The sequence below is a fragment of the Sphingopyxis sp. SCN 67-31 genome (genome assembly GCF_001725095.1).
Genome location: NZ_MEFH01000065.1, coordinates 19,068 through 42,114, shown reverse-complemented (window position 1 = coordinate 42,114; position 23,047 = coordinate 19,068). Strand labels below are relative to the sequence as shown.

Below are 23,047 nucleotides of genomic sequence, written 5' to 3'. Positions count from 1 at the left end.
GAGAATCCTCTCGCAGTGCGTGCGGAGTACTCGACCTTCTTGGGGCAGATCTCAGTTCCGTGCGGCGGCGCCTTGGCACCTGGGGCAATGCCGGTTGCGGCAGCTGTTATAGGCGATCCGCCAGTGCCCACAGTCGGTGCAGGCTTCGATGTGGCCGCCGAGCGCGGCGGTGCGGCAATGTTCGATCGCCGACATGCTCTTGAGCTGGTGCAGGCTCAGATGGTCGTATCGTCGATCAGGCGCTGGCGCAGCGGGCTGATCGGGCCAATCTGAATAAGCTCGTTCATCGTTCGACTCCTCGGTTAAGGAGTCGAAAGGGTCCGCCTCTGTCCGCGGACGTTCAATCAGGCACGGCGCTCGCCTGGCCGCTGTACATCAAGGCTAGCGCCAATCCACGTAGTGGTTCGTGCTTCGGCCAAAAATGGAATTTAAGTCGAGACGGCCAGAGAATGGGCGGCTTTGATTAGCATGCCGAGGCGCTCGGCATCACTCTGCAGTCGACTTATCCGATCGCCGATTTCCTCGTTGCTAGCGCCCACTATCGTGAGAGCGACTGTAGAGCAGTCCTCCATGATCATCCCTGTCTGCGTGCAGAGCTGATTGACGAGATCTCGCTTGTCTTGGTCCACGACGTTCCTCCGACGACACGGAAGCCATACCCGCAGCGGGAAGTCGACCAGCATCTTTTCAACTGGTTAGGGCTTTTGTGACTGGACTTTCGCATGTGTTCGAGCATTGGTGGTCGCAACGAACACGCGGCCGGATGGCCGCCGCCGCCTAGTCATAGCGACCGGCGGCTCGGGTCAGTGGAAGCGCCGCATGGTGTCGGCGTCACCAAGAGGCCCGATATGTCGAACAATCCCACCAAGACCAGCAAATCGTCGCAGGTCGTCAAACTTCTCTCCCGCGCCAAGGGCGCAACGATGCCCGAGCTTACGAGCGCGATGAACTGGCAGCCGCACAGCTGCCGCGCCTTCATGACGGGCCTGCGGAAGAAGGGGTATGTCATCGTTCGCGAAGCCCGGACCGAAGGCGCCGCCGCTTACTGCATCACGAATACTGCGGTTCCCACGCCTTCGGCGACGACCGTGCCTGAGGCTCCGGCGAGCGAATCGGCCTCCTGACCATGAGCCAGCTCGAACAACAGATCGTGGAGCTGGCGGCGATGTCGCCGCCAGCTCTTCGCCAACGCTGGCGCGACGTGTGGCGCCAGCCGGCGCCCGACATCGGCGCGGACCTGATGCGCCGGGCCATCGCCTGGAAACTCCAGCAGCGTGTCCACGGCGGGCTTGTGACCTCGGTCCGCCGCGAACTTGAACGCACGATTGACCGGTTGGAGAAAGGGGAGGGGGCAGCACCGGCGGTGTCGCTCAAGCCCGGCACCCAGCTCGTCCGCGAGTGGGGCGGTAGAGCTCACCATGTCCTCGTCGGTGACGATGCCTTCGAATATGACGGACGCCAGTTCGATAGCCTGTCGCAGATTGCTGAGGCAATCACCGGCGCACATTGGTCAGGGCCGCGTTTTTTCGGTCTTCGCTCGCGCCGCCTAGAAAGCCTGAGGCGGCCGGAACAGCCCGGGATGGCAGCACATGCTTGATCGGAAGCGGCGGCGCTGCGCTATCTATACGCGTAAGTCCACCGAGGAGGGACTCGAACAAGGGTTCAACAGCCTCGATGCCCAGCGTGATGCCTGCGCCGCCTATATATTGAGCCAGACTCACGAAGGATGGGAGGCGATCGGCGAGCATTATGACGATGGTGGCTGGTCGGGCGGCAACATGGACCGCCCGGCGCTGAAGCAGTTGCTTGCCGATATCGCTGCCGCAAAGATCGACACGGTCGTCGTCTACAAGGTCGACCGCCTGACCCGCAGCCTCGCCGACTTCGCGACGATCGTCGAGCGGTTCGATCAGCACCAGGTCACCTTCGTCAGCGTGACGCAGGCATTCAACACGACAGACTCGATGGGAAGACTGACGCTCAACGTCCTTCTGTCGTTCGCGCAGTTCGAACGCGAGGTCACCGCCGAGCGCATCCGCGACAAGGTCGCAGCGTCGAAGAAGAAGGGTATATGGATGGGCGGCACCGTGCCGCTCGGATACCGGGTCGCAGACCGCAAGCTCCATGTCGCAGAGGACGAGGCGAAGATCGTCCGGCATATCTTCGAGCGATATTGCGCGCTGCAGTCGGTCGCCGACCTTGCTGACGAACTCGCGCATGACGGATACCGGACGAAGGAACGGAGGTTTCGGACGGGACGGGTGATCGGCGGCATCCCGTTCGGCAAGGGCGCCCTCAGCCATATGCTCAACAACCCGATTCTCGTGGGCAGGCTGAAGCACAAGGACAATATCTACGAGGGCGAGCACGACGGGATCGTGCCAGTCGAACTCTGGGATCGGGCGCAGGCTATCATCACCGCGAACCGGCGGAAGAAGAAGCTTGGCACCGGGAGGAAGGACCCGAGCCTGCTCGCCGGAATGCTGTTCGACGAGGAGGGCGGGCCAGTATCGCCATCACACACGGGGAAATCCGGTCGGCGCTATCGCTATTACAGGAGCGTCATCGTGCCCGGCGAATCTCGCAAGGGTCGGCTCACGGTCGCAGCCGGCGAGATCGAACGTATCGTCTGCGATGCGATTGCCCAAGATCTCGCCGCACCAATGTCGGAACAGATCGCGGCGGGACATTTCGTATCACGGCTCTGGGAGGTGGAGGCGGAGCGCAAAAGGCTCGCGACTGTGCTTGCCGAGGCGCTCTCGCTCGACAAACGCGAGGCGCTGATAGCGATCCATGCCAAGATCGTCGTTGAGAGCACCACGCTATTGATCTCGATCGACGAGGTCGGTGCGACCGAGCCCGGGACGCGGACGACAATCGAGGTGCCGCATAGCCTCGGTAAGCCCGGGCACGACAAGGCGATTATTCCAGTGGTTGCGACCACGGTCGGCCAAGCGGACCCGACGTTGCTGAAGTTGATCGCGCATGCCTATGCGGCGCAGCGCATGCTGATGAGCGGGAACGATGAGCCCACGGTATCCGGGTTCAGTAAGCGGCATCTGTACCGGCTGTTGCACTTGAGCTGGCTCGCGCCCGACATCACCGCGGCGATTGTCGAGGGGCGGCATCCGGGGCACCTGAACGCCCGGAAGCTGCTTCGGACGAACGGGATTCCGTTCGAATGGGATGCGCAAAGAAAACTGTTGGGTTTCTGCTGATCGAAAAGGCTTTTCCAGCCGCCTGACGATATGCCCGGCTCGCACCCGAAGTGCGCCGTTCGAGATGTCTCGCCCGTCCCCGAAAGCCGCCTTCCCATTTATACGTCCATGCATCGGGGATCCACGAATTCGGCGCTCTGAGACGAAAGCCTCAGAGCGACAGATTCCCGCATCCGGCGGGCGTCTCTTGCCGCTTTGAGTAAAATGAGATCTGCCGAAAAGCCGCGAAAAAGGGCCGCAATCCGGTTGAAGCCGTCCGGAAACGGCGTCCTGCAGAAAAATCAGAGACTGCGTGGTGCTCATACAGGTCTTCGAACTGACGACCAACAAATTTCAACTCGCTAGATGGCGGCTATTCTTGGTCGAGATGAAGGGCGGAATTCAGCCGGATTGGAACGGCCCGCTGATCGAGGTAGCCTTTGTCCAGCCCCGCGATAGCTTCGACGTCCCGTAGGTTCAGGCTGAGCGACGCCTCGATCTGTGATCGGTTATATACGCCGTGCTCGACCTATCCGGATCAGAAAGGCATGATTCTATTTTAGAAGTTGCCGCGCGAGTTTACGCGAAAGCGATTCCGTCTCAGACTCGATGAGTATCTCTGACGATTATAGCTCCATTGCATCGGGGATCCGCAAATTTCGGGGGGTGAGACGAAGGGGCTATTTCGAGTGATTTCAGTGCCCTAAAAGCGTCTCTTGGCAGCGGCATAGGGACGACAGTCGCCGCAAGCCCCCGAAAGGTGGCCACAATTTCGGGCGAAGGTTGTGATGCTAAGTTATTGATAATAAAGGGAAAACTGCGTGGTGCCGGCTGTCGGACTCGAACCGACGACCTACCGCTTACAAGGCGGTTGCTCTACCAACTGAGCTAAGCCGGCACGCGGCGTTTCGCCCTTTGCTTCAAATGATGCCGAAGGTCCAGCCTTCGGTGCGTGCGACGGCATCGGTCAGCGGGGTGGGGGACCAGGGGGCGGCGTCCGGCGCGATCGCGCGCAGCCAGGCGGCGGTGAGCAGCGCGTCGCTCGTATGGTCGCTGATCGGGCCGACGAAGCCCGCGGGCGGCGACCCCAGCGCCGCGAGCGCGGCATCGAGTGTGGTGCCGTCGCGAATCTTGCTGCGTCCCGGCGCGATGCCCGCCGCGCGCGCGGCGAGGCTGGTATAGATTTCGACGAGCAGCGGACCGTGCGCGGGCACCGGATCGACCGGCCACAGCGGCAGGCGGCCGGCGAGACGATGGAGCAGGCGCATGCCGCTGAGGCTCGCCTTGCCGACCTGTGCCGCGCCGACGAGGTTGAAGTTGCTGACGCTCGCCGCCTGGCGCGTCGCGCGCTGGTGATGCTCGACGATGCGCAGCCGGCCGGCGCCGGGCTCGAACAGATCGCCGACCTCGCCCCCCGGGTGTCGGAAATGACGCCGCGCCTCTGGGTGAGCCAGGAAGCCGCCCGCTTCGTGATGTGGATCGCCCGCCGCCAGCCGCTCGACGAGCGCCCAAAGGTCGCGAATCCGGTCCGGGCTGTCGCGCCAGCCGGGAAAATAGGCGTCGCGGTCGGCGAAGGCGAAGGCGGCCGAGAAATCGAAACCGATCAGCATGTCCGCGTCCGCGGCCAGCAGCGATTCGAGCCATGCGAGCACTTCGCCCCGCGACCAGACATGACCGGGACGGACCAGCCGCGGCGCCGCCGCGCCGCTCGCTACCGCCAGCGCGATCCCCTTGTGCCGCGCGCCGCGGGCGCCCGACCAGTCGATGGCGGCGAAATGGGAAAAGCGGCGCATGCGCCTTCATAGAATTATCTCATTCCTTGCACAAAGCGCGCGGGCGTCCCACATGCACGCCATGCTGATCGAAACCGAATCGACGCCCAACCCCGCGACGCTCAAATTCCTGCCCGGCCGGCCGGTGATGGACATGGGAACCCGCGACTTCGCCAGTCCCGAGGAAGCCGAAGCGTCGCCGCTCGCCACCGCGTTGTTCGCGCTCGGCGACGTGACCGGTGTCTTCTTCGGCCGCGACTTCATTTCGGTGACGATCGCGCCCGGTGCCGCATGGGGCGATGTGAAGCCCGACGTGCTGGGCATCATGGTCGATCATTTCCTGGCCGACATGCCCCTGTTCCATCCCCCGAGCGCCACGGGCATCGCGGTTCCGGCGGAGGAAGAGGAAGGCGGGTTCGCCGACGACCCAGCCGATGCCGACATCGTCGCGCAGATCAGGGAGTTGATCGAGACCCGCGTCCGCCCCGCGGTCGCCAACGACGGCGGCGACATCATCTATCGCGGGTTCGACAAGGGGAATGTCTATCTGAAGATGCAGGGTGCCTGTTCGGGCTGTCCGTCTTCGACCGCGACGCTCAAGAACGGGATCGAGACGCTGCTAAAGCATTATGTTCCCGAAGTGACGGCGGTTCACGCCATCTGAATCCAGCCACAGGAGTATCCCGATGAGCGAGCCGCTTGCCGACAGCGCCCTCGACCAGCTTTTTCGTGCCGCGCGCACCTATAACTTTTATCTCGACCGGCCGGTGTCGGAGGATCAGCTGCGCGCCATCTGGGACCTGATGAAATATGGCCCGACGAGCGCGAACAGCCTGCCGGCGCGGATCGTCTGGTGCGTGTCGGACGCGGCGAAGCAGAAGCTGGCGGCGCTCGCCATGCCGGCCAATGCCGAGAAGATATTGAAGGCGCCGGTCACCGCGATCATCGCGATGGACCATGAATTCTACGAGCATCTGCCCGAACTGTTCCCGCACACCGACGCGCGGAGCTGGTTCGTCGGCAATGCGGCGCTGGCGCAGACGACGGCGTTCCGCAACGCAAGCCTGCAGGGTGCCTATTTCATCATGGCGGCCCGCGCGCTCGGGCTCGATACCGGCCCGATGTCGGGCTTCGATAATGCGGGGGTCGACGCGGCCTTCTTTGCCGATACGCCGAACGTGAAGAGCAATTTCATTGCGACGCTGGGCTATGGCGATCCGGCGAGCATCTTCGAGCGCAGCCCGCGGCCCGATTTCGGCCGCTTCAATCGCATCGCCTGACCGCGCGCGGCATCGATGCGGCGCCTGGTCATCGATTCGGCGAGCGAAGCCTGCTCGGCGGCGCTGCTGGACGGGGAGCGGGTCGTCGATTTCCGGCATGAAATCATCCGGCGTGGCCATGCCGAACGGCTGGTGCCGCTGATCGCCGAACTGACGGACGGCGGCCGCGCCGACGCGATCGCGGTCGGCTGCGGCCCGGGCAGCTTCGCGGGCGTGCGCATCGGCGTCGCCGCGGCGCGCGCGCTGGCGCTCGGCTGGCGCATCCCGGTGCAGGGCTTTTCGACATTGGCGCTGGTCGCGGCAGGGGCGGCGGAAGCGGTCGCGGTGGCGGACGGCGCGCTGGTGGTGATGGAAGGCGGGCACGGCCAATGGTTCGTGCAGCCCTTCGGCGCCGATCTCACGCCCCGCGCTCCGGTGCGCTCGCTGCTGCCCGACGAGGCGGCCACGTTCGATGCGGCGCTGGCGGTCGGTAACCGCGCCGAAGCCTTTGTCGCGCGGCGCGGGTCGGGCCGGGCGCTGCCGATGCTGCCCGACGCCCGCCATGCCGCCGCGTTACCCCCCGCCGCCTTTTTCGCCGATCCCAGCCCGATCTATGGCCGCGACCCCGATGCGAAACCGATGGTGACGCGATGATGGGGGGTCTGCGCCTCGCGCCGGCTAAAATCGCCGACATCGGCGCGGTGATGCGTGTGATGGAGGCGGCGTTCGATCCGGCCTATGGCGAAGCATGGAGCAGCGCGCAGATGCTCACGCTGTTCGCGCTGCCGTCGGCGCGCGTCGCGCTCGCCTGGGACGGGGAGGTGCCCTGCGGCTTCTATGCCGCGCGCGTCGCGGGCCCCGAAAGCGAATTGCTGCTGCTCGCCGTCGTGCCCGACCGGCGCGGGCGCGGAATCGGCGCACGCCTGATCGACGACTGGCGGCAATGGGCGTCGGATCAGGGCGTGTCCGACTATTTCCTCGAAATGCGTGCCGACAATGACGCTGTTCATCTTTACACCCGCGCCGGCTTTTCTGAATGTGGCAGGCGAAATGCCTATTATAGAGGCGGCGATGGATTGGTCCGCGATGCGATTACCATGCGGCGATCGGACATAGCCGAAGAATAGATACGATTCGTCTTGCGACGGAACGATCCCGATGCCACTATAGGCATCGGGACGCAGAGATATACTATGAGGCATTCCTGCCTCCGGTTCATACGATAAGGAACAAGCTCATGTCGGATCAGGCCGATACCAATGAAATGCTCGTGACGCTGACCGCCGACATCGTCGCGGCACATGTCAGCAACAACAGCGTCGCGATTTCGGACCTTGCGATGCTGATCAATAATGTCCACGCCGCGTTGTCGGGGCTCGGCACCCAACCGGAGCCCGAGGAAAAGCCGGTCCCGGCGGTGTCGATCCGCGCGTCGGTGAAGCCCGACCATATCGTCTGCCTGGAGGACGGCCGGAAGCTGAAGATGCTGCGCCGCCACCTGATGACGCATTACGGCATGACCCCCGACGATTATCGCGCCAAGTGGGGCCTGCCCGCCGACTATCCGATGGTCGCCCCCAGCTATGCCGAGAAGCGGCGCGCGCTCGCGAAGGAGATCGGCCTCGGCACCAAGGGGCGCGGCGGCGGTCGCAAGCGCAAGAAAGCCTGAATTTTAGCGCCGGCGGAAAGGAAGGGGGCGACGACCGCAAGGCCGCCGCCCTTGTCCTATCGGCCGGGCGACCCTATACAGTCGGCATAAGAACAGGCACGGCTGCTTCTTGCAGGAAAGGCTCCCATGTCCGGTACGATCGATCTTGAGGCCCTGTGCCACGAAAAGGGTCTGCGCATCACCGAGCAGCGCCGGATCATCGCCCGCGTGATTTCGGATTCGGAGGATCATCCCGACGTCGAAACGCTGTACGAGCGCGCGTCGAAGATCGACAGCGGCATCTCGATCGCCACCGTCTATCGCACCGTCCGCCTGTTCGAGGAGGCCGGGATTCTCGACCGCCACGATTTCGGCGACGGCCGGTCGCGCTACGAGGCGGCGCCCGAGGCGCATCACGACCATCTGATCGATGTCGAGACCGGCCGGGTCATCGAGTTCGTCGATCCCGAGCTGGAGGCGTTGCAGAAGGTGATCGCCGAGCGGCTCGGCTATCGCCTCGTCGATCACCGGATGGAGCTTTATGGCGTCGCCATCGATCGCAAGCGCGACTGATCGCGCTCCGGTCACCTGGCGCACGGTCTGCCGGCTGGCGCTGATGGTGGTAGTGCTGCTGTTCCTGATCGTTCCGCATCTTTGCTATCGCGCGGTGGGGCGGCCGTCGCCGATGGTCATGGCCTTCCTGAACACCGCGGGCTGGATCGCGGGGCTGCGCATCCGCACCACCGGCACCCGCCTGCGCCGCGACGTGCTGTTCGTGTCGAACCATGTGAGCTGGCTCGACATATTGGCGCTGGGCGGCGCCGCGCGGTCGGCCTTCGTGTCGAAGGCGGAGGTGGAGACGACGCCGCTGGTCGGCTGGCTCGCCGACCAGAATCACACCGTCTATATCCAGCGCGAGGCGAAGCGCGAGATCCACAACCAGACGAACGCGCTGCGCAGCGCATTGGCGCAGGGAAGGCCGGTGACGCTGTTTCCCGAGGGGACGACGGGGCCGGGCGATGGCCTGCTGCCCTTCCGTCCCTCGCTGCTCCAGGCCGTCATCCCGACGCCGCCGCGGCTTCAGGTCCAGCCGGTGTTCCTCGATTATGGCGAGGAAGCGCCCGACATCGCGTGGCTGGACCCCGAATCGGGGCTCGACAATTTCAAGCGGATGCTCGCGCGGCGGCGCCAGGTTGCGCTGACCATCCACTATCTCGATCCGCTGCCCGACGAGATGGAGAGCGACCGCAAGCTGCTGGCCGAGGCGGCGCGCAGCGCGATCGTCGCGTGCATGGAAACGGCGCGCCCTTCCGCGACGGCACGGCATCGCCTATAGCGCGCCGATGACATTCGACTCTCCCGCCCGCAAGCCTGTCCCGGGTCCCGGCAAGACCTTTCGCGTCAAATCCTTCGGTTGCCAGATGAACGTCTATGACGGCGAACGCATGGCCGAGATGCTGGAGGCCGGGGGCTATGCCGCCGCCGCCGAGGGTGCCGACGCCGACCTCGTCGTCCTCAACACCTGCCACATCCGCGAAAAGGCGGCCGAGAAGGTTTATTCGGACATCGGCCGGCTGAAGCGCGAGGACGGCAGCCGTCCGACGATCGCGGTCGCGGGCTGCGTCGCGCAGGCCGAAGGGGCGGAGACCGCGCGCCGCGCGCCGAGCGTCGATGTCGTCGTCGGTCCGCAAGCCTATCACCGCCTGCCCGACCTGATCGCCCGCGCCCAACGGGGCGAGAAGGCGATCGACCTCGACATGCCGCTCGACAGCAAGTTCGGCGCGCTGCCGAAGCGCGCCGGCGGCCAGCGCCCGACCGCTTTCCTGACCGTGCAGGAGGGTTGCGACAAATTCTGCACCTATTGCGTCGTGCCCTACACGCGCGGCGCCGAGACGAGCCGGCCCTTCGCGGACCTGATCGCCGAAGCGCGCGCGCTGGTCGCGGGCGGGGTGCGGGAGATCACGCTGCTTGGCCAGAATGTCAACGCGTGGGACGGCGAGGACGAGCGGGGGCGCGCGATCGGGCTCGACGGGCTGATCCGCGAACTGGCGAAGGAGGACGGGCTCGAACGCATCCGCTATACGACCAGCCATCCGAACGACATGACCGACGGGCTGATCGCCGCGCATGGCGAGGTCGACAAGCTGATGCCCTTTCTCCACCTGCCGGTGCAGGCGGGCAGCGATCGCATCCTCGCGGCGATGAACCGCAGCCATAGCGTCGAATCCTATTTGCGGGTCATCGAGCGCGTCCGCGCCGCGCGGCCCGACATCGCGATCTCCGGCGACTTCATCGTCGGCTTTCCGGGCGAGAGCGAAGCGGATTTCGAGGCGACACTCGCCATCGTCCGCTCCACGCAATATGCGATGGCCTACAGCTTCAAATATTCGCGCCGTCCCGGCACCCCCGCCGCGACGATGGACGGACAGGTCGAAGAGGGGGTGATGAACGACCGGCTCCAGCGGCTTCAGGCGCTGCTCAACGAACAGCAGCAGGCGTTCAACGAGCGGACGGTGGGGCGGGCGACGCGCCTGCTCCTCGAACGTCGCGGCAAGCATGACGGCCAGCTCATCGGCAAGTCGCCCTGGCTCCAGTCGGTGCACGTCACCGCGCCGGGGCTCGCGATCGGCGACATGGTCGAGGTGCGGATCACGTCCGCCGGTCCCAACAGCCTGGGGGCCGAACCTTTGATGGAAGCCGTCGCCTAGTGGCGGCGCTGTGGCCGTTTTCTGTATGGGTCCCCGCGAAGGCGGGGACCCAGAGCGGCCTTGCGCGTTTCTTCGCCGGGTCCCCGCCTTCGCGGGGACACAAGTCGCATTAAACCAAGGAGTCCTGCCCACGTGTCCAAACGCCCGCTGACCGCCGCAACGCCCGCCGAACCCGGCGACCGCGTCCGATTGACGGCGGAGTTCGAGCGGACACAATTGTTGGGCATCCTCTTCGGCGAGTTCGACCGCAATCTCGTCGCGATCGAGAACCGGCTCGGCGTCTATATCTCGGCGCGCGGCAACCGGGTGCAGATCGAGGGGGAGGCCGAGGCCGCGGCGCGGGCGCGCGACGTGCTCACTGAACTCTATGGCCGGATCGAGCGTGGCGAGGAGATCGACGTCGGGCTGGTCGACGCGGTGATCGCGATGACCGCGCAGCCGACGCTCGACGGCATCATCCGCCACGAAGCGGCGGAGGCGCCGGCGGTGATGATCCGCACGCGCAAGAAGACGATCGTCCCGCGCGCGCCGTCGCAGGTCCCCTATATGCAGGCGCTGGCGCGCGACGACGTGATCTTCGCGCTTGGTCCGGCGGGCACCGGCAAGACCTATCTCGCGGTCGCGCAGGCGGTCGCGCAGCTCATCACCGGCAGCGTCCAGCGCCTGATCCTGTCGCGCCCCGCGGTCGAGGCGGGCGAGAAGCTCGGCTTCCTGCCCGGCGACATGAAGGAAAAGGTCGATCCCTATCTGCGCCCGCTCTACGACGCGCTCCACGACTGCCTGCCCGCCGAGCAGGTCGAGCGCCGGATCGCGAGCGGCGAGATCGAGATCGCGCCGCTCGCCTTCATGCGCGGCCGCACGCTCGCCGACGCCTTCATCATCCTCGACGAGGCGCAGAACACCACCATCCCGCAGATGAAGATGTTCCTGACGCGCTTCGGCATGAACAGCCGCATGGTGATTTGCGGCGACCCCAAGCAGGTCGACCTGCCCGCACCCGCGACGTCCGGGCTGGCCGACGCGGTCGCGCGGCTCGAAGGGATCGAGGGGATCAACGTCAGCCGCTTCACCGCCGCCGACGTCGTCCGCCACCCGATCGTCGGGCGGATCGTCGAGGCCTATGAGGGACCGGGGGCTTAGGGCCGATCAGCATTCCGCTCTGACGGTCTTCCGGTGCTCGCGGCTGGGTGTCCCCGCGCAGGCGGGGGGGCATTCTGACACCGGCGCAGCCGTTTCGCCGCTCTGGGCTCCCTCCTTCGCGGGAGCACGTGGATTTTCACGCAAAGGCGATTCGTCTTTTCAATGATTGCGGAATTCGTCCTCGCTGCCTTGGCGAGCTTGCTCCCTTTCTCGGCATGGCGGCGCGGCCTGCCGCATGGCTTTCAACGAAAGCCGCGCATATCCGAAAAGCGAAAGAGCCATGCGAAGGCTGGCACGCCGCGATATTTTAGGAAAGTCCTTTCAGATCGCCCCGAACCGCGGAGACGGCCGCGGGTCTTTCCGCCTGCTCCCCACAATATTACGCAAACGATTCTCAATATCATTCTTGACCCTGTGATCGGCCGCCTCTAGGGCAACACTATTGCGAATCAATCGCAATCATTCAGGGGAAGAGAATTGATCAGCCACCGCCCGTCATCCGCTGCCCGTCTCGCCGCCGGCGCGGCGCTCGGTCTCGCGCTCGCCGTCACGGCGGCGCCCGCGGTCGCGCAGGACAATGACGGCGCCTATTGGCTCGCGCGCAAGAATCATATCGTCGTCACTGCAACGCGCATCGCGACGAAGGCGGAGGATGTTCCGGCCACCGTCACCGTCAAGACCGACGAGCAGATGGCCGACGAACTCGTCACCGACATCCGCGACCTCGTCCGCTTCGAACCCGGCGTCAGCGTCCAGCGCCAGCCCGCGCGGTTCAACGCGGCGCTCAGCGCTACGGGGCGCTCGGGCAACGACAGCTTCAACATCCGCGGCATCGGCGGCAACCGCGTCCTGATCCAGGTCGACGGCGTCCGCGTTCCCGACGGCTTCAGTTTCGGCGCGCAGGCGGCGGGGCGCGGCGACTATGTCGACCTGGGCCTCGTCAAGTCGGTCGAGATATTGCGCGGGCCCTCGTCGGCGCTCTACGGCAGCGACGGCCTCGCCGGCGCGGTCAGCTTCATCACCGCCGATCCGGCCGATTTCCTGGATGGTGGCAAGAGCGTCGGCGGCCTCGCTCGCGCCGCCTACAGCAGCGCCGACGAGGAGTTCAGCGAAACGCTGATCCTCGCCGGGCGTAGCGGCGACTGGTCGGCGATGGCGGCCTATACGCGGCGCGACTACAAGGAACTCGACAACAAGGGGACGGTCGGCGGCACCGGCACGGCGCGCACCGAACCCAATCCGCAGGACGGCCGCTCCGACGCGCTGCTCGGCCGCATCGTCTATGATCCCGCGAACGGCCACAAGCTGCGGCTGACCGGCGAATATCTCGACACGCGCCTGTTCACCGAGGGGCTGACCGGGCTCAGCCCGACGGTCGAGCTGCTCGAGGCGCGCGACACGGGGCAGCGCAAGCGCGTGTCGCTCGACTGGAGCTGGCAGGGCGAGGGTGCGATCGATTTCGCGCGGGTCGCCCTCTATTAGCAGGACGGCGAGGATCGGCAGTTCACCGACGAGGATCGCACCCCGGCGGTCGACCGCGAACGCCTGAACACCTTCGAAAACCGCGTGTTCGGCGCATCGGCCGACGCCCGCGCCGACTTTGCCACCGGTGCGATCACGCACCGGCTGGTGTTCGGCGGCGACATCAGCAAGACGCGTCAGCGCGGCGTGCGCGACGGGACCGTCCCGCCGATGGGCGAGGTCTTTCCGACCCGTGCCTTTCCGACCACCGACTTCACGCGCGCGGGCCTGTTCGTCGGCGACGAGATTTCGATCGCCGACGGACGGCTGATACTCTATCCGGCGTTGCGCTTCGACTGGTACGACCTGTCGCCGCGCAACGACCCGTTGCTTCCGGGCTTCACCGGCGCCGGGCAGGACGGATCGCGCCTGTCGCCCAAGTTCGGGGCGGTGTGGAAGATCACCGACGAGGTGCGGCTGTTCGCCAACTATGCGACCGGCTTCAAGGCACCGGAGCCGGGCGAAGTGAACCAGTTCTTCGAGAATCTGGCTTTCGGCTACACCTCGGCGCCGAACCCCGACCTGGGACCCGAGCGCAGCGAGAGCTTCGAAGGCGGCGTGCGTTTCTCAAGCGACCATGTCAGCCTCGACGTCACCGCCTTTTCGGCGCGCTACAAGGATTTCATCAGTCAGGAAGATGTGGGGGGCAGCGGCACCGCGGCCGACCCGACCATATTCCAGTTCGTCAATCTCGATCGCGTCAGGGTCAAGGGGGCCGAGGCGCGGTTCGAGGGGCGGGCGTCGTCCGGCCTATATACGACGCTCGCCCTATCCTATGCCAAGGGCGACGTGATCGACCCGTCTGGCGCCCGCTCGCCGCTGTCGAGCGTCGATCCGCTCAAGCTCGTCGCCGGCGTCGGCTGGCGCGAGCCGGGGCAGGGGCGCTTCGGCGGCCAGATCATCATGACGCACAGCGCCCGCAAGGAAGCATCGCGCGCCGCGGGTGTCTGTTCCACCGAATGTTTCCGCCCCGACGATTTCACCATCCTTGACGCGACCGCCTTCGTGCGGATCACCGACGGGCTGACGCTGCGCGGCGGCATCTTCAACATCCTCGACAGGAAATACAGCTGGTGGAGCGATGTGCGCAGCCTGGCGATGACCGCGGTTCCGCCGCCGGCGGGATCGCCGCCGGGGACGCCGCCGACCTTCGTCGCGCCCGCCAGCGCCGATGCCTATACCCAGCCCGGCCGCAACGCGAGCGTGTCGCTGAGCTATCGTTTCTGATCGTCAAACCGGAAGAAGACTGCACCATGACCCGATTTCGCCCGTTCGCCGCCGCGCTGATCCTCGCCGCCGTGCTGCCCGTCGCCGCTTCGGCGCATCCGCCGATCGCGGCCGAGGAAGCCGCCGCGAATTTCGAGCGCGACCGGGCCGACATCCTGGCGATGGCGGGCAATTATCACGTCGGCTTCAACATGCAGGAATCGACGCGCTGGGACCCCACCTACGAGGTGCTGGAACCGAAGCGGTCGGGGGGCAACGAGGTCGTCCGGGTGATCGAGGACACGGGGCGCCGGATCGTGCTCCAGCACATGCTCGTCATCACCGACGACAACGACAAGACCTTCGTCATCAAGCATTGGCGGCAGGATTGGGAATATGAACCGGCGCGGGTGCTCGTCTATGCCGACTGCAACCGCTGGCAATGGGAGGATGTTCCCGAGAAGATGCGCACCGGCCGCTGGTCGCAGACGGTGTGGCAGGTCGACGACAGCCCGCGCTATGGCGGCTGGGGCCAGTTGGAGACGCAGGCCGGCATCCGCCGCTGGCGCTCCAACTGGACGTGGCGCCCGCTCGCGCGCCGCGACGCGGTCCGCAATCCCGCCTATGACCGCTATTACTCGATCAACCGCCACCAACTGTCGCCTGATGGCTGGATCCACTGGCAGGATAATACGAAGATGGGGATCAAGGGCGGCAAGCTCGTCCCGATCGTCCAGGAATATGTCCTCAACACCTATATCAAATATGACGATTACGATGTGAAGGCGGCCGACGATTATTGGGCCGCGACCAGGGATTACTGGGCCGCCGTGCGCGCCGAATGGGACCGGGTCGCGCGTGAGAAAGGCGGCATCGCCATCAAGGAACAGGCCGATACCGGCACCGTCGTCAGCGGCCGCCTGCTCGAGATCGCCGACGAGGTTCAGGAAAGGAAGCTGACCACCGCCAAGGCGATCGCCGAGGCGAAGAAGCTGATCGAGACCAACACGAAGACGCTTTGATCTCTCCCTTCACGCATGTGAAGCCCGCAACTGGGGGCGGCCCGCAAGGGCTGCCCCCGATCTTTGCCGGCTCGGTTATCCGCGCGCCGCGTCGACGCTCCAGATGCCCGCGCCGCGGGTCGCGACGAACAGGAAGAGGAAGCAATAGAGCGCGATCGTCTCGCCGCCGTTGACGATCGGGAAGATATCCTTGCTGCCGTGGACCATCCAGTATCCGACCGCCGCCATGCCGCTGGCGACGAAGGCGGCGGGGCGCGTGAACAGGCCGATGACGATCAGCCCGCCCGCGACCAGTTCGATCGCTCCCGCCGCGCTCAGCATCGGGTTGAGTGGCATCGGGAAGGCCGTCGGAAAATTGAAGAATTTCTGCACCCCGTGCGCGAGGAACATCAGCCCCGCGACGATGCGCAGCAGCGCATAGGCCTGTTCGGCGTAACCATCGAGAAATTTCATGACCAAATCCCTCCTTCGCTGTCGATGGCATGTGTTAGGTCAAGCGCGGCCCGTTGCATAGCGCCGCGCGCGCAGCCTCGAAGACGACCTTGAGCTTGCCAGGCCACGTGGCGCAGCGCGACCGAACATGGACCCGGGCTTTCGCCGGGGAGCGGCTTTACCGGGAGGGGGACCATGACGGTGCGAATGCGATTATTTTCCGCCGGCATGTCACAATGCCCGCGCGTCGCTCGTCATGTTCGTATGTTCAAGCCAAGGAGACATGCGATGACCTCTGTGACCGACCCCTTTGCCGCCGCCCCGGCCCTGATGAAGCAATGGATGAGCCTGTCGCTTGCGACGCAGGACAGCCTCGAGCCGAGCCTGATCGAACTGGTGAAGATCCGCTCGTCGATCGTCAATGGCTGCGCGAGCTGCATCAACATGCATACGGCGGAAGCGCGCGAGAAGGGCGAAAGCGAGCAGCGCCTCTATCTGCTCGCGGCATGGCGGGAGGCGCCGGTCTACACCGACCGTGAACGCGCCGCGCTCGCGTGGACCGATGCCCTGACCCGCCTGTCGCAGGACCATGCGCACGAACCCGCGCGGGAGGCGCTGGAGGCGCATTTCACGCCCGAGGAACAGGTGAAGCTGACCCTGATGATCAACGTCATCAACGGCTGGAACCGCCTCGTCGTCGGTTTCGGCCTGTGGTACGAAGGCGGCAAGGCCGTAAAGGCCGCCTGATGCCGGACGCGGGCATCTCCGGTGTGGCGGCGGCGGATGCGGCAGCAAGTTTCGACCCGCTGCGGCCGCTGCTGACCCGCGTCGCCTATCGCATGCTCGGTTCGGTCGCCGATGCCGAGGATGTGGTGCAGGATGCCTTCCTCCGCTGGCTCGGCACCGACCGCGCGGCGGTCGAGGCGCCGGCGGCGTGGCTGCGCCGCACCGTGACGCGGCTGTGCCTCGACCAGCTTAAGTCGGCGCGGCGCCAGCGCGAGACCTATATCGGACCGTGGCTGCCCGATCCGCTCGTCGAGGAAGCGGCCGACGACGATGTCACGCTGCCGCTGATGCTCGCGCTCGAACGGCTCTCCCCCCTCGAACGCGCGGCCTTCCTGCTGCACGACGTCTTTGGCGTCGGCTTCGACGAGGTCGCGGCGACGATCGGCCGCGACGCCGCCGCGACGCGCCAGCTCGCCGCGCGGGCGCGCAGGCACGTCCGCGAGGCGCGCCCGCGCTACAGGCTCGAAAGCGAGCAGGGGCTCGCGATCGCCAACGCCTTCTTCGCCGCGTCGCGCGGCGGCGACATGGAGGCGTTGGGCACGCTGCTTGCGGCGGATGTCGGGCTGTGGTCCGACGGCGGCGGCAAGCGTCCCGCGGCGATGGTGCCGGTGCTCGGCTTCGCGCATGTGATGCGGGTGCATCGCAGCCTCGCCGTGCTGTTCGCCAAACATGCCTCGACGCTGGTCCATGTCGGGACGATCAACGGATTGCCCGGCTTCGTCACCCGCGAAGCCGACGGCGAATATCAGACCACGGCGCTGGAGGTCGAGGCGGGGAAGGTCGTTGCCATCTATGTGATGCGCAACCCCGACAAGCTGAAGCATATGCATTAGGGCAGCGGGCGTTAAATCTGAACCGCTCTTTCATCCGTTCGTGCTGAGCTTGTCGAAGCACCGTCCTTCTCTGCATGGATGGAAAGAAAGAACGGCCCTTCGACAAGCTCAGGGCAAACGGTTCAGATTTAGAGCATGATAACATGAGTTGAAATCGTCACCCGCGAGGAGCGAAGCGACGCGGCAATCCAGAGTGTGCGCAAACCGCTCTGGATTGCTTCGCTCCGCTCGCAATGACGAATTGGATAAGCGCAGGATGACGCCCGATCGCCCCCCGCGACGGACGCGCTTACCCCTTCTGGCGTTCGCGTGCGCGCCGGAACCCGTCGCGCGCCGTGCAGCGTGCGAGCCAGGCGGTCGTCGCTTCGCCCAGCACGTCGTCGGCGCCCAGCGTGGTGGCGAGGAAGGCGGCATAGCCGATCGCGATGTCGGCGATGGTGAAACGTCCGGCGACCAGCCAGTCGCGGCCGTCGGACAGCGCCGCCTCGATGCTCCGCGCGCGCCCTCCGAAGAAGGCCTTGTAGTCGGCGACTGCCTGCGCCAGCCGCCGCTCGGGCGGCTCGACGCGCGTGTAGCGGATCATAATCGCAAGCGGAAAGGTCAGCGTCGCGTCGCTGCGGTGCAGCCAGTTGCGCCACGCCCAGTAATCCCCCTCTTCGCGGCGCACCTCCAGCGGCGTGCCTTCGGCGATGCGCTCGCAGATCGCGGCCGATTCGGTCATCAGCCGCCCGTCCTCGACCCAGCCCGGCACCGTCATCAGCGGGTTCACCGCGCGATAGTCGGGCGCGAAGGCGCGCGGCGGGAAGGGCAGCAGGCGAAGATCGATGGCCATCCCCGCTTCCTCGGCCGCCCACAGGCAGCGCAGTGACCGCGCGTCGGCGCAGTGATAGAGGATCGGTCGCGTCATGCGGTGATATCCTTCTGCCGCTCGATATGGAGGCGATGCTCGCGCCAGGCGATGAACAGGCCGCTCGCGATGATCAGCGGTGCGCCGACCCAGGTCGTGTCGGCGGGCAGCGTACCGAAGAAATACCAGCCGCAGGCGATCGACCAGAGCAGGCTCGAATAATCCATCGGCATCACCACCGCGACGGGGGCGAGCCGCAACGCGCCGGTCAGCGCCATCTGCACCACCGCGCCGAGCACGCCGAGCCCCGCGAGCAGCGCCCATTCGGCGGGGCTGTGCGCGGTCATCACGAAGGGCAGGGCGAGCCCCAGCGGCACCAGCGAGATCAGGCTGAACCAGAAGACGATCGCCATCGGGCTTTCGGTGCGCGCTAGGTCGCGGACCTGGATCGTGATGAGCGCGGTCATGATCGCGCCCGCCAGCGCGATCAGCGTGCCCATGCCATGCTCGCCGGCAAAGCCGCTCGACACGACGGTGGTCGGGTTGAGCACGACGAGGACGCCGAGGAAGCCGATGATCACCGCGCTTCCCCGCTGCCAGCCGGTGCGTTCGCCCAGGAAGATCGCGGCAAAGATCACCGCGAAGATCGGCACCGACAGGTTGATCGTCGTCGCCTCCGCCATCGGCAGGAAGATCATGCCCCCGAAATTGAGCGCCATCCCCGTCAGCCCCATCATCGCGCGGCGGGCGTGGGTGCCCAGCCGGCTGGTGCGATAGAGCGACAGCCCGCCGTGCGTCATCGCCCAGGCGACGAGCATCGGCAGGACGATCGCCTGCCGCCAGAACAGGCTTTCGACGATATGGATGCCCGCCGCGTCGATCAGCTTCACCAGCACGAACATCAGCGACAGGCTGAGCATGGCGAGAAGGCGGAGCGCGATGCCGCCGAGATAATGCTGCGGAACGTCGAAGGGGTGGGCGGCGGTCATGCGGGTCCGCGCATATCAGCCCGGGGGTGCTTTGCAAGCTATGCATCGGCATGGCCGCGCCCTCGGGCAATTGCACGCGATTATCATTTTCCCCATCCCGCAGGCAGGAAGGGCCGGGGGTGGGCCGGCGGCGTTGCGCTTTTGCGCATCTCGCTGCGGCTAATCAGTAAGCCTCATTGCCCGCCCACCTGCGGGAGGGGCAGCCGTTTCAAATGGGATGCGCAACCTGCACTCGCAATCCCCTTGCGCACTCCTGCCCGTTGCGGCTAAGGGCGCTGTCCGGCCTAGGGGTATAGCTCAGCTGGTAGAGCATCGGTCTCCAAAACCGAGGGTCGCGGGTTCGAATCCTGCTGCCCCTGCCAGGCCGCCAAAGAGGCCACGTCCTCGCCCGCCCCGTGCGGGTTTCATGTCCGGGACGGCCCGGCAGCCTGTTGAAGGAGGCTGCCCCATGGCCTGGGTCTATCTTGCGATTGCCGGCATACTCGAAATCGTCTGGGCTTTTTCGATGAAGCAATCCGACGGTTTCACCCGATTGGGTCCGTCGCTCGTCACGCTGGTCGCGATGACGGCCAGTTTCGGCCTGCTGTCGTTGTCGATGAAGGCGCTGCCGCTGGGAACCGCCTATATGATCTGGACGGGAATCGGTGCCGTCGGCGCGTTCGTGGTTGGCGTTGTCGTGCTCGGCGAGGCGATGAGCGCGATGCGGATTGCGGCCGCGGTGCTGATCGTCTGCGGCCTGCTGCTGATGAAGCTGGCGTCCCCCGTCTGAAGGCGTTGGTGACGTGGAAAGCGAAGGCGCCTGGCCCCTATGGTCCGGCCAGGCGGTAGGCGCTTCAGGATTCGAAGCGGCGGATGCTTTCGAGGTCGGCGCCGCCGAGCGGCGAGGCGAACCAGATGCCGGCGCGATTCTTGCGCGACCAGCGGACGATGCCGCGCCGGCGGACGTCCTCGCCCAGCGCCAGCGTCAGTTCGGTGCCGGCTTCGAGCCGGCCGTCGTGGATGATGCCGGCGCCGTTCTGTGACAGATTCTCGATCTCGACCGGAAACTCGCCATCGTCGGTCACCGCGAGCGCGCGGCCCTGGACGGGCAGGCGCGGCGGGCGATATTCGCCCGACTGCCGCTCTGCGGCCAGCTGGCGCAGGATGTCGAGCGCATTGACGGGCGCGTCGAAGGCGACGCCGCAGCGCCCCTCGCGCGCCCAGACGACCTCGCCGGTCAGCACCACCTCTTCGGATAGCGCGATTTCCAGCCGCTCGCCAGTTTCCACGGCGACGCCGGTCGCCAGCATCATGCCGCTGTCGGAGATATTGCGCACGCGCCACAAGCCCGCGTCGCCTTCGCGCGCGATCTTCGCGATGCGGAACACGGTACAATGACGATTTCCGCCGCGGCGGTCCTCGATGGGGGCACTCGCATCCGCAGGCCGCGGCGTGGGAGCGCGAGACATGGTCATAGGCTTTTCCTCTTCATGGCGACCCGAAAGAGCGCTTGGGGACCTATGCGTTTACGGAGAAACCATAGAATATTAAGGCAGTTCAGTCGATATATATTGTTCCTGAAAAATATTTATTAATATATTATTAGGGATTGTGTATTTTGTCCGACGGGCCGGCCGTAATCTTCGGCGGTCACGGGCACACTTGCCAAGGACGGGGCGCGCGGGTAAAGGCCGCCCATTCGGACAGATGCGCCGTTTTCCATCCGCCTTTCGCCGACCTGTCGGGGAGGGTGGGCGGAGTGGTGCCCGAAAGCGCGCTTGACGCGTAGCGGGCGGCAACCCATCTGACCCGGACCACGGAATTTGAAGGACAGGACGATCGACATGGCCAAGAACAGCCCGGCCGAATTCCTCAATCAGGTGCGCGCCGAAGCCCGCAAGATCGTGTGGCCGACCGGCAGCGAGACGGTGCGGACGACGATCATGGTGCTGATCATGACGGTGATCCTGTGCTTCTTCTTTCTGGGCATCGATTCAGTTTTTCAGTTCATCGTTAGCTGGCTGACGTCGCTCGCGCGCTGAGCCGCGCTTTTTCGGATTTCGGGGACAGGACACGCATCATGGCGCGCTGGTACATCATTCACGCCTATTCGGGCTTTGAGAACAAGGTCCGCGATTCGGTGCTCGCGGAAGCCGAGCGCATGGGGCTCGGCGATTTCGTCGAGGCGGTCGAGGTGCCCGTCGAGACCGTCACCGAGGTGAAACGCGGCAAGAAGGTGCAGGCCGAGCGCAAATTCTTTCCCGGCTATGTGCTCGCCAAGCTGACGATGACCGACGACGTCTATCACCTCGTCAAGAACACGCCGAAGGTCACCGGCTTCCTCGGCTCGTCGGGCAAGCCGCAGCCGATCAGCGAGGCCGAGGCGGCGCGCATCCTGAACAGCAAGGAAGAAGCCGCGGCGCGGCCCAAGACCGAGGTGCGCGTCGATTACGAGATCGGCGATCAGGTCAAGGTGCTCGAAGGCCCGTTCGCGAGCTTCAACGGCGTCGTCGAGGAGCTCGATTTCGACAAGGCGCGGGTCAAGGTCAGCGTGTCGATCTTTGGCCGCGCGACCCCGGTCGAGCTCGATTTCGAGCAGGTCGAACGGATGAAGTAAGCGTCGTCCCGGCCGAGGCCGGGGCCGTTGGCGATTGCGGCAACGCAAGCGATCCCGGCTTTCGCCGGGATGACGAAAAGGGGCATGACCGTGACATCCCTCTCTCCTTCCGAGCTTCAGGCGCGCATCGCCCGCGCGCGCGAGATCAACGCCGGCGTTTCGGCCGAGACGGTCGTCGGTGCCGTCATGCGCCTGTTCGACCTCGATCCCGTTCCTGGGGTCGAGGACGAGTTCACCTTTCCGGCACTGCCCACCACCGCGCGCGACCGCATCTTCGGCGGGCAGGTGATCGCGCAGGCGATGGTCGCGGCGGCGCGCACGGTCGAAACGGGCAAGCAGATCCATTCGCTCCACGCCTATTTCCTGCGCGGCGGCGATGAGACGAAGCCGCTGCATTTCCGCATCCACCGCGATTTCGACGGGCGCAGCTTCTCGAACCGCCGCGTCGTCGTGCGGCAGGACGGCAGGGTCATCTTCAACCTGACCGCCTCCTTCCAGTTCCCCGCCGAGGGGCTGGCGCACCAGGTGCCGATGCCCGATCTGCTGCCGCCCGAGCAGTGCTGGGACTTCACCGATTTCGTCGCCGCCGATCCCGACATCTCGGAACGCCACCTCGCCCACATGTCGCGGCGCCGGCCGTTCGAGATCCGCAGCTATCGTCCGCCTGCCTCGGCGCAGGCGACGCAGCATTATCAGTGGTTTCGCGTTGCCGCGCCGATCGGTGACGATCCGCTCGTCCATCGCGGCTTCCTCGCTTTCGCCTCCGACATGGGGCTGTTGTCCACCGCGATGCTGCCGCACGGCGTGAGCTTCTGGACGCCGGGGATGGTGTCGACCAGCCTCGACCACGCGATGTGGTTCCACGGCGACATCCGGGTCGACGAATGGTTCGTCTTCGTGATGGACAGTCCGTGGACGGGCGGTGACCGTGGGCTGTGCCGCGGGGCGATCTATCGTCAGGACGGCACGCTGATCGCGCACGCGGCGCAGGAAGGACTGGTTCGCTACCGCCCGCAGGGGTGACGATCGGGCTTGTTTTCGGCGGCATTTGCGCCTAAGCGCGCCGCTTCGTGTCAGATACGGGCGCGAAT

26 protein-coding genes, 2 tRNA genes and 1 pseudogene are annotated in these 23,047 nt (G+C 65.7%); 22 read left to right on the top strand and 7 right to left on the bottom strand.

The window, feature by feature from the left end; genetic code table 11:
• Positions 1-57 precede the first annotated feature (57 nt).
• Positions 58-222: pseudogene (locus ABS88_RS13565) on the bottom strand (transposase zinc-binding domain-containing protein); the annotation flags it as partial.
• A gap of 626 nt (positions 223-848) precedes the next feature.
• On the opposite strand from ABS88_RS13565, the gene ABS88_RS13560 reads away from it, so the two are divergent.
• Genes ABS88_RS13560 through ABS88_RS13550 form a run of 3 tightly spaced genes read left to right on the top strand, consistent with a single transcriptional unit; the run spans position 849 to position 3,218 of the window.
• Complete coding sequence (locus tag ABS88_RS13560) at positions 849-1,124, top strand: DUF3489 domain-containing protein (protein WP_286749990.1); 276 nt, start codon at positions 849-851, stop codon at positions 1,122-1,124.
• 2 nt (positions 1,125-1,126) lie between these two features.
• Entirely contained in the window at positions 1,127-1,597 is a 471-nt protein-coding gene (locus ABS88_RS13555; RefSeq protein WP_286749989.1) for a DUF2924 domain-containing protein, read from the top strand.
• Positions 1,590-3,218: a recombinase family protein gene (locus ABS88_RS13550; protein WP_286749988.1), complete on the top strand. Its 1,629-nt coding sequence runs from the start codon at positions 1,590-1,592 to the stop codon at positions 3,216-3,218. The genes ABS88_RS13555 and ABS88_RS13550 overlap by 8 nt, the downstream gene beginning before the upstream one ends.
• An 801-nt stretch (positions 3,219-4,019) precedes the next feature.
• Here ABS88_RS13550 and ABS88_RS13545 read toward each other — a convergent pair.
• Both ABS88_RS13545 and ABS88_RS13540 read right to left on the bottom strand, forming a co-directional pair.
• Positions 4,020-4,095: transfer RNA gene (locus ABS88_RS13545), tRNA-Thr, on the bottom strand.
• Between the two features lie 22 nt (positions 4,096-4,117).
• Positions 4,118-4,990, bottom strand: a complete 873-nt coding sequence (locus tag ABS88_RS13540) for a hypothetical protein (protein ID WP_286749987.1) — start codon at positions 4,988-4,990, stop codon at positions 4,118-4,120.
• 61 nt (positions 4,991-5,051) lie between these two features.
• On the opposite strand from ABS88_RS13540, the gene ABS88_RS13535 reads away from it, so the two are divergent.
• The 12 genes from ABS88_RS13535 (at position 5,052) to ABS88_RS13485 (ending at position 15,473) form a co-directional block, all read left to right on the top strand.
• Complete coding sequence (locus tag ABS88_RS13535; protein ID WP_067105461.1) at positions 5,052-5,633, top strand: NifU family protein; 582 nt, start codon at positions 5,052-5,054, stop codon at positions 5,631-5,633.
• Between the two features lie 22 nt (positions 5,634-5,655).
• Complete coding sequence (locus ABS88_RS13530) at positions 5,656-6,249, top strand: malonic semialdehyde reductase (protein ID WP_076076303.1); 594 nt, start codon at positions 5,656-5,658, stop codon at positions 6,247-6,249.
• Positions 6,250-6,264: 15 nt separating this feature from the next.
• Positions 6,265-6,882, top strand: coding sequence for a tRNA (adenosine(37)-N6)-threonylcarbamoyltransferase complex dimerization subunit type 1 TsaB (gene tsaB / locus ABS88_RS13525; protein ID WP_076076300.1), 618 nt, complete (start codon positions 6,265-6,267; stop codon positions 6,880-6,882).
• The gene (locus tag ABS88_RS13520; RefSeq protein WP_076076297.1) at positions 6,879-7,355 is read left to right on the top strand and encodes a GNAT family N-acetyltransferase; all 477 of its coding nucleotides are present in this window, start codon (positions 6,879-6,881) and stop codon (positions 7,353-7,355) included. Before tsaB ends, ABS88_RS13520 begins: the two co-directional genes overlap by 4 nt.
• Positions 7,356-7,465: 110 nt before the next feature.
• Positions 7,466-7,897: a Ros/MucR family transcriptional regulator gene (locus tag ABS88_RS13515; protein WP_067105392.1), complete on the top strand. Its 432-nt coding sequence runs from the start codon at positions 7,466-7,468 to the stop codon at positions 7,895-7,897.
• A gap of 126 nt (positions 7,898-8,023) precedes the next feature.
• Positions 8,024-8,449, top strand: coding sequence for a Fur family transcriptional regulator (locus tag ABS88_RS13510; protein ID WP_067105391.1), 426 nt, complete (start codon positions 8,024-8,026; stop codon positions 8,447-8,449).
• Positions 8,418-9,212 (top strand): lysophospholipid acyltransferase family protein, encoded by a 795-nt coding sequence (locus ABS88_RS13505; protein WP_076076294.1) that lies wholly within the window; start codon positions 8,418-8,420, stop codon positions 9,210-9,212. The genes ABS88_RS13510 and ABS88_RS13505 overlap by 32 nt, the downstream gene beginning before the upstream one ends.
• Before the next feature lie 7 nt (positions 9,213-9,219).
• Positions 9,220-10,584: a tRNA (N6-isopentenyl adenosine(37)-C2)-methylthiotransferase MiaB gene (gene miaB, locus ABS88_RS13500; protein ID WP_286749986.1), complete on the top strand. Its 1,365-nt coding sequence runs from the start codon at positions 9,220-9,222 to the stop codon at positions 10,582-10,584.
• Positions 10,585-10,716: 132 nt separating this feature from the next.
• Positions 10,717-11,724, top strand: a complete 1,008-nt coding sequence (locus ABS88_RS13495) for a PhoH family protein (protein WP_067105388.1) — start codon at positions 10,717-10,719, stop codon at positions 11,722-11,724.
• A 477-nt stretch (positions 11,725-12,201) separates the two neighbouring features.
• Positions 12,202-13,206, top strand: coding sequence for a TonB-dependent receptor plug domain-containing protein (locus ABS88_RS25050; protein ID WP_353745083.1), 1,005 nt, complete (start codon positions 12,202-12,204; stop codon positions 13,204-13,206).
• An 84-nt stretch (positions 13,207-13,290) separates the two neighbouring features.
• A complete protein-coding gene (locus tag ABS88_RS25045; protein WP_502686151.1) occupies positions 13,291-14,472 on the top strand; it encodes a TonB-dependent receptor domain-containing protein in 1,182 nt (393 codons plus the stop codon).
• Between the two features lie 26 nt (positions 14,473-14,498).
• Positions 14,499-15,473, top strand: coding sequence for a DUF6607 family protein (locus ABS88_RS13485; RefSeq protein ID WP_076076285.1), 975 nt, complete (start codon positions 14,499-14,501; stop codon positions 15,471-15,473).
• Positions 15,474-15,548: 75 nt separating this feature from the next.
• Here the strand turns inward: ABS88_RS13485 and ABS88_RS13480 are convergent, their stop codons facing one another.
• A complete protein-coding gene (locus ABS88_RS13480) occupies positions 15,549-15,926 on the bottom strand; it encodes a DoxX family protein (protein ID WP_067105386.1) in 378 nt (125 codons plus the stop codon).
• A gap of 267 nt (positions 15,927-16,193) precedes the next feature.
• On the opposite strand from ABS88_RS13480, the gene ABS88_RS13475 reads away from it, so the two are divergent.
• Together ABS88_RS13475 and ABS88_RS13470 are read left to right on the top strand one after the other, a co-directional pair.
• Positions 16,194-16,652, top strand: coding sequence for a carboxymuconolactone decarboxylase family protein (locus ABS88_RS13475; RefSeq protein ID WP_076076282.1), 459 nt, complete (start codon positions 16,194-16,196; stop codon positions 16,650-16,652).
• Entirely contained in the window at positions 16,652-17,524 is an 873-nt protein-coding gene (locus tag ABS88_RS13470; RefSeq protein ID WP_067105384.1) for a sigma-70 family RNA polymerase sigma factor, read from the top strand. The genes ABS88_RS13475 and ABS88_RS13470 overlap by 1 nt, the downstream gene beginning before the upstream one ends.
• A gap of 289 nt (positions 17,525-17,813) precedes the next feature.
• On the opposite strand, the gene ABS88_RS13465 is transcribed toward ABS88_RS13470, so the two are convergent.
• Together ABS88_RS13465 and ABS88_RS13460 are read right to left on the bottom strand one after the other, a co-directional pair.
• Complete coding sequence (locus ABS88_RS13465) at positions 17,814-18,431, bottom strand: glutathione S-transferase family protein (protein ID WP_067109348.1); 618 nt, start codon at positions 18,429-18,431, stop codon at positions 17,814-17,816.
• Positions 18,428-19,360, bottom strand: a complete 933-nt coding sequence (locus ABS88_RS13460; protein WP_076076280.1) for a DMT family transporter — start codon at positions 19,358-19,360, stop codon at positions 18,428-18,430. Before ABS88_RS13460 ends, ABS88_RS13465 begins: the two co-directional genes overlap by 4 nt.
• 286 nt (positions 19,361-19,646) lie before the next feature.
• Between ABS88_RS13460 and ABS88_RS13455 the strand changes: the two genes are divergently transcribed.
• A tRNA-Trp gene (locus tag ABS88_RS13455) sits at positions 19,647-19,722 on the top strand.
• Between the two features lie 86 nt (positions 19,723-19,808).
• Positions 19,809-20,129, top strand: a complete 321-nt coding sequence (locus tag ABS88_RS13450; RefSeq protein ID WP_067109341.1) for a DMT family transporter — start codon at positions 19,809-19,811, stop codon at positions 20,127-20,129.
• Between the two features lie 64 nt (positions 20,130-20,193).
• On the opposite strand, the gene ABS88_RS13445 is transcribed toward ABS88_RS13450, so the two are convergent.
• The gene (locus ABS88_RS13445; RefSeq protein WP_076076277.1) at positions 20,194-20,814 is read right to left on the bottom strand and encodes a PilZ domain-containing protein; all 621 of its coding nucleotides are present in this window, start codon (positions 20,812-20,814) and stop codon (positions 20,194-20,196) included.
• A 369-nt stretch (positions 20,815-21,183) separates the two neighbouring features.
• Here ABS88_RS13445 and secE point away from each other — a divergent pair, with 369 nt between their 5' ends.
• The 3 genes from secE to ABS88_RS13430 all read left to right on the top strand — a co-directional run bounded on the left by secE (position 21,184) and on the right by ABS88_RS13430 (position 22,979).
• Positions 21,184-21,381 (top strand): preprotein translocase subunit SecE, encoded by a 198-nt coding sequence (secE, locus tag ABS88_RS13440; RefSeq protein WP_067109334.1) that lies wholly within the window; start codon positions 21,184-21,186, stop codon positions 21,379-21,381.
• Positions 21,382-21,419: 38 nt separating this feature from the next.
• On the top strand, positions 21,420-21,956 hold the full coding sequence (gene nusG, locus ABS88_RS13435) for a transcription termination/antitermination protein NusG (RefSeq protein ID WP_067109332.1): 537 nt from the start codon (positions 21,420-21,422) through the stop codon (positions 21,954-21,956).
• A gap of 84 nt (positions 21,957-22,040) precedes the next feature.
• The gene (locus tag ABS88_RS13430; protein WP_104959780.1) at positions 22,041-22,979 is read left to right on the top strand and encodes an acyl-CoA thioesterase; all 939 of its coding nucleotides are present in this window, start codon (positions 22,041-22,043) and stop codon (positions 22,977-22,979) included.
• Positions 22,980-23,047: the final 68 nt, after the last annotated feature.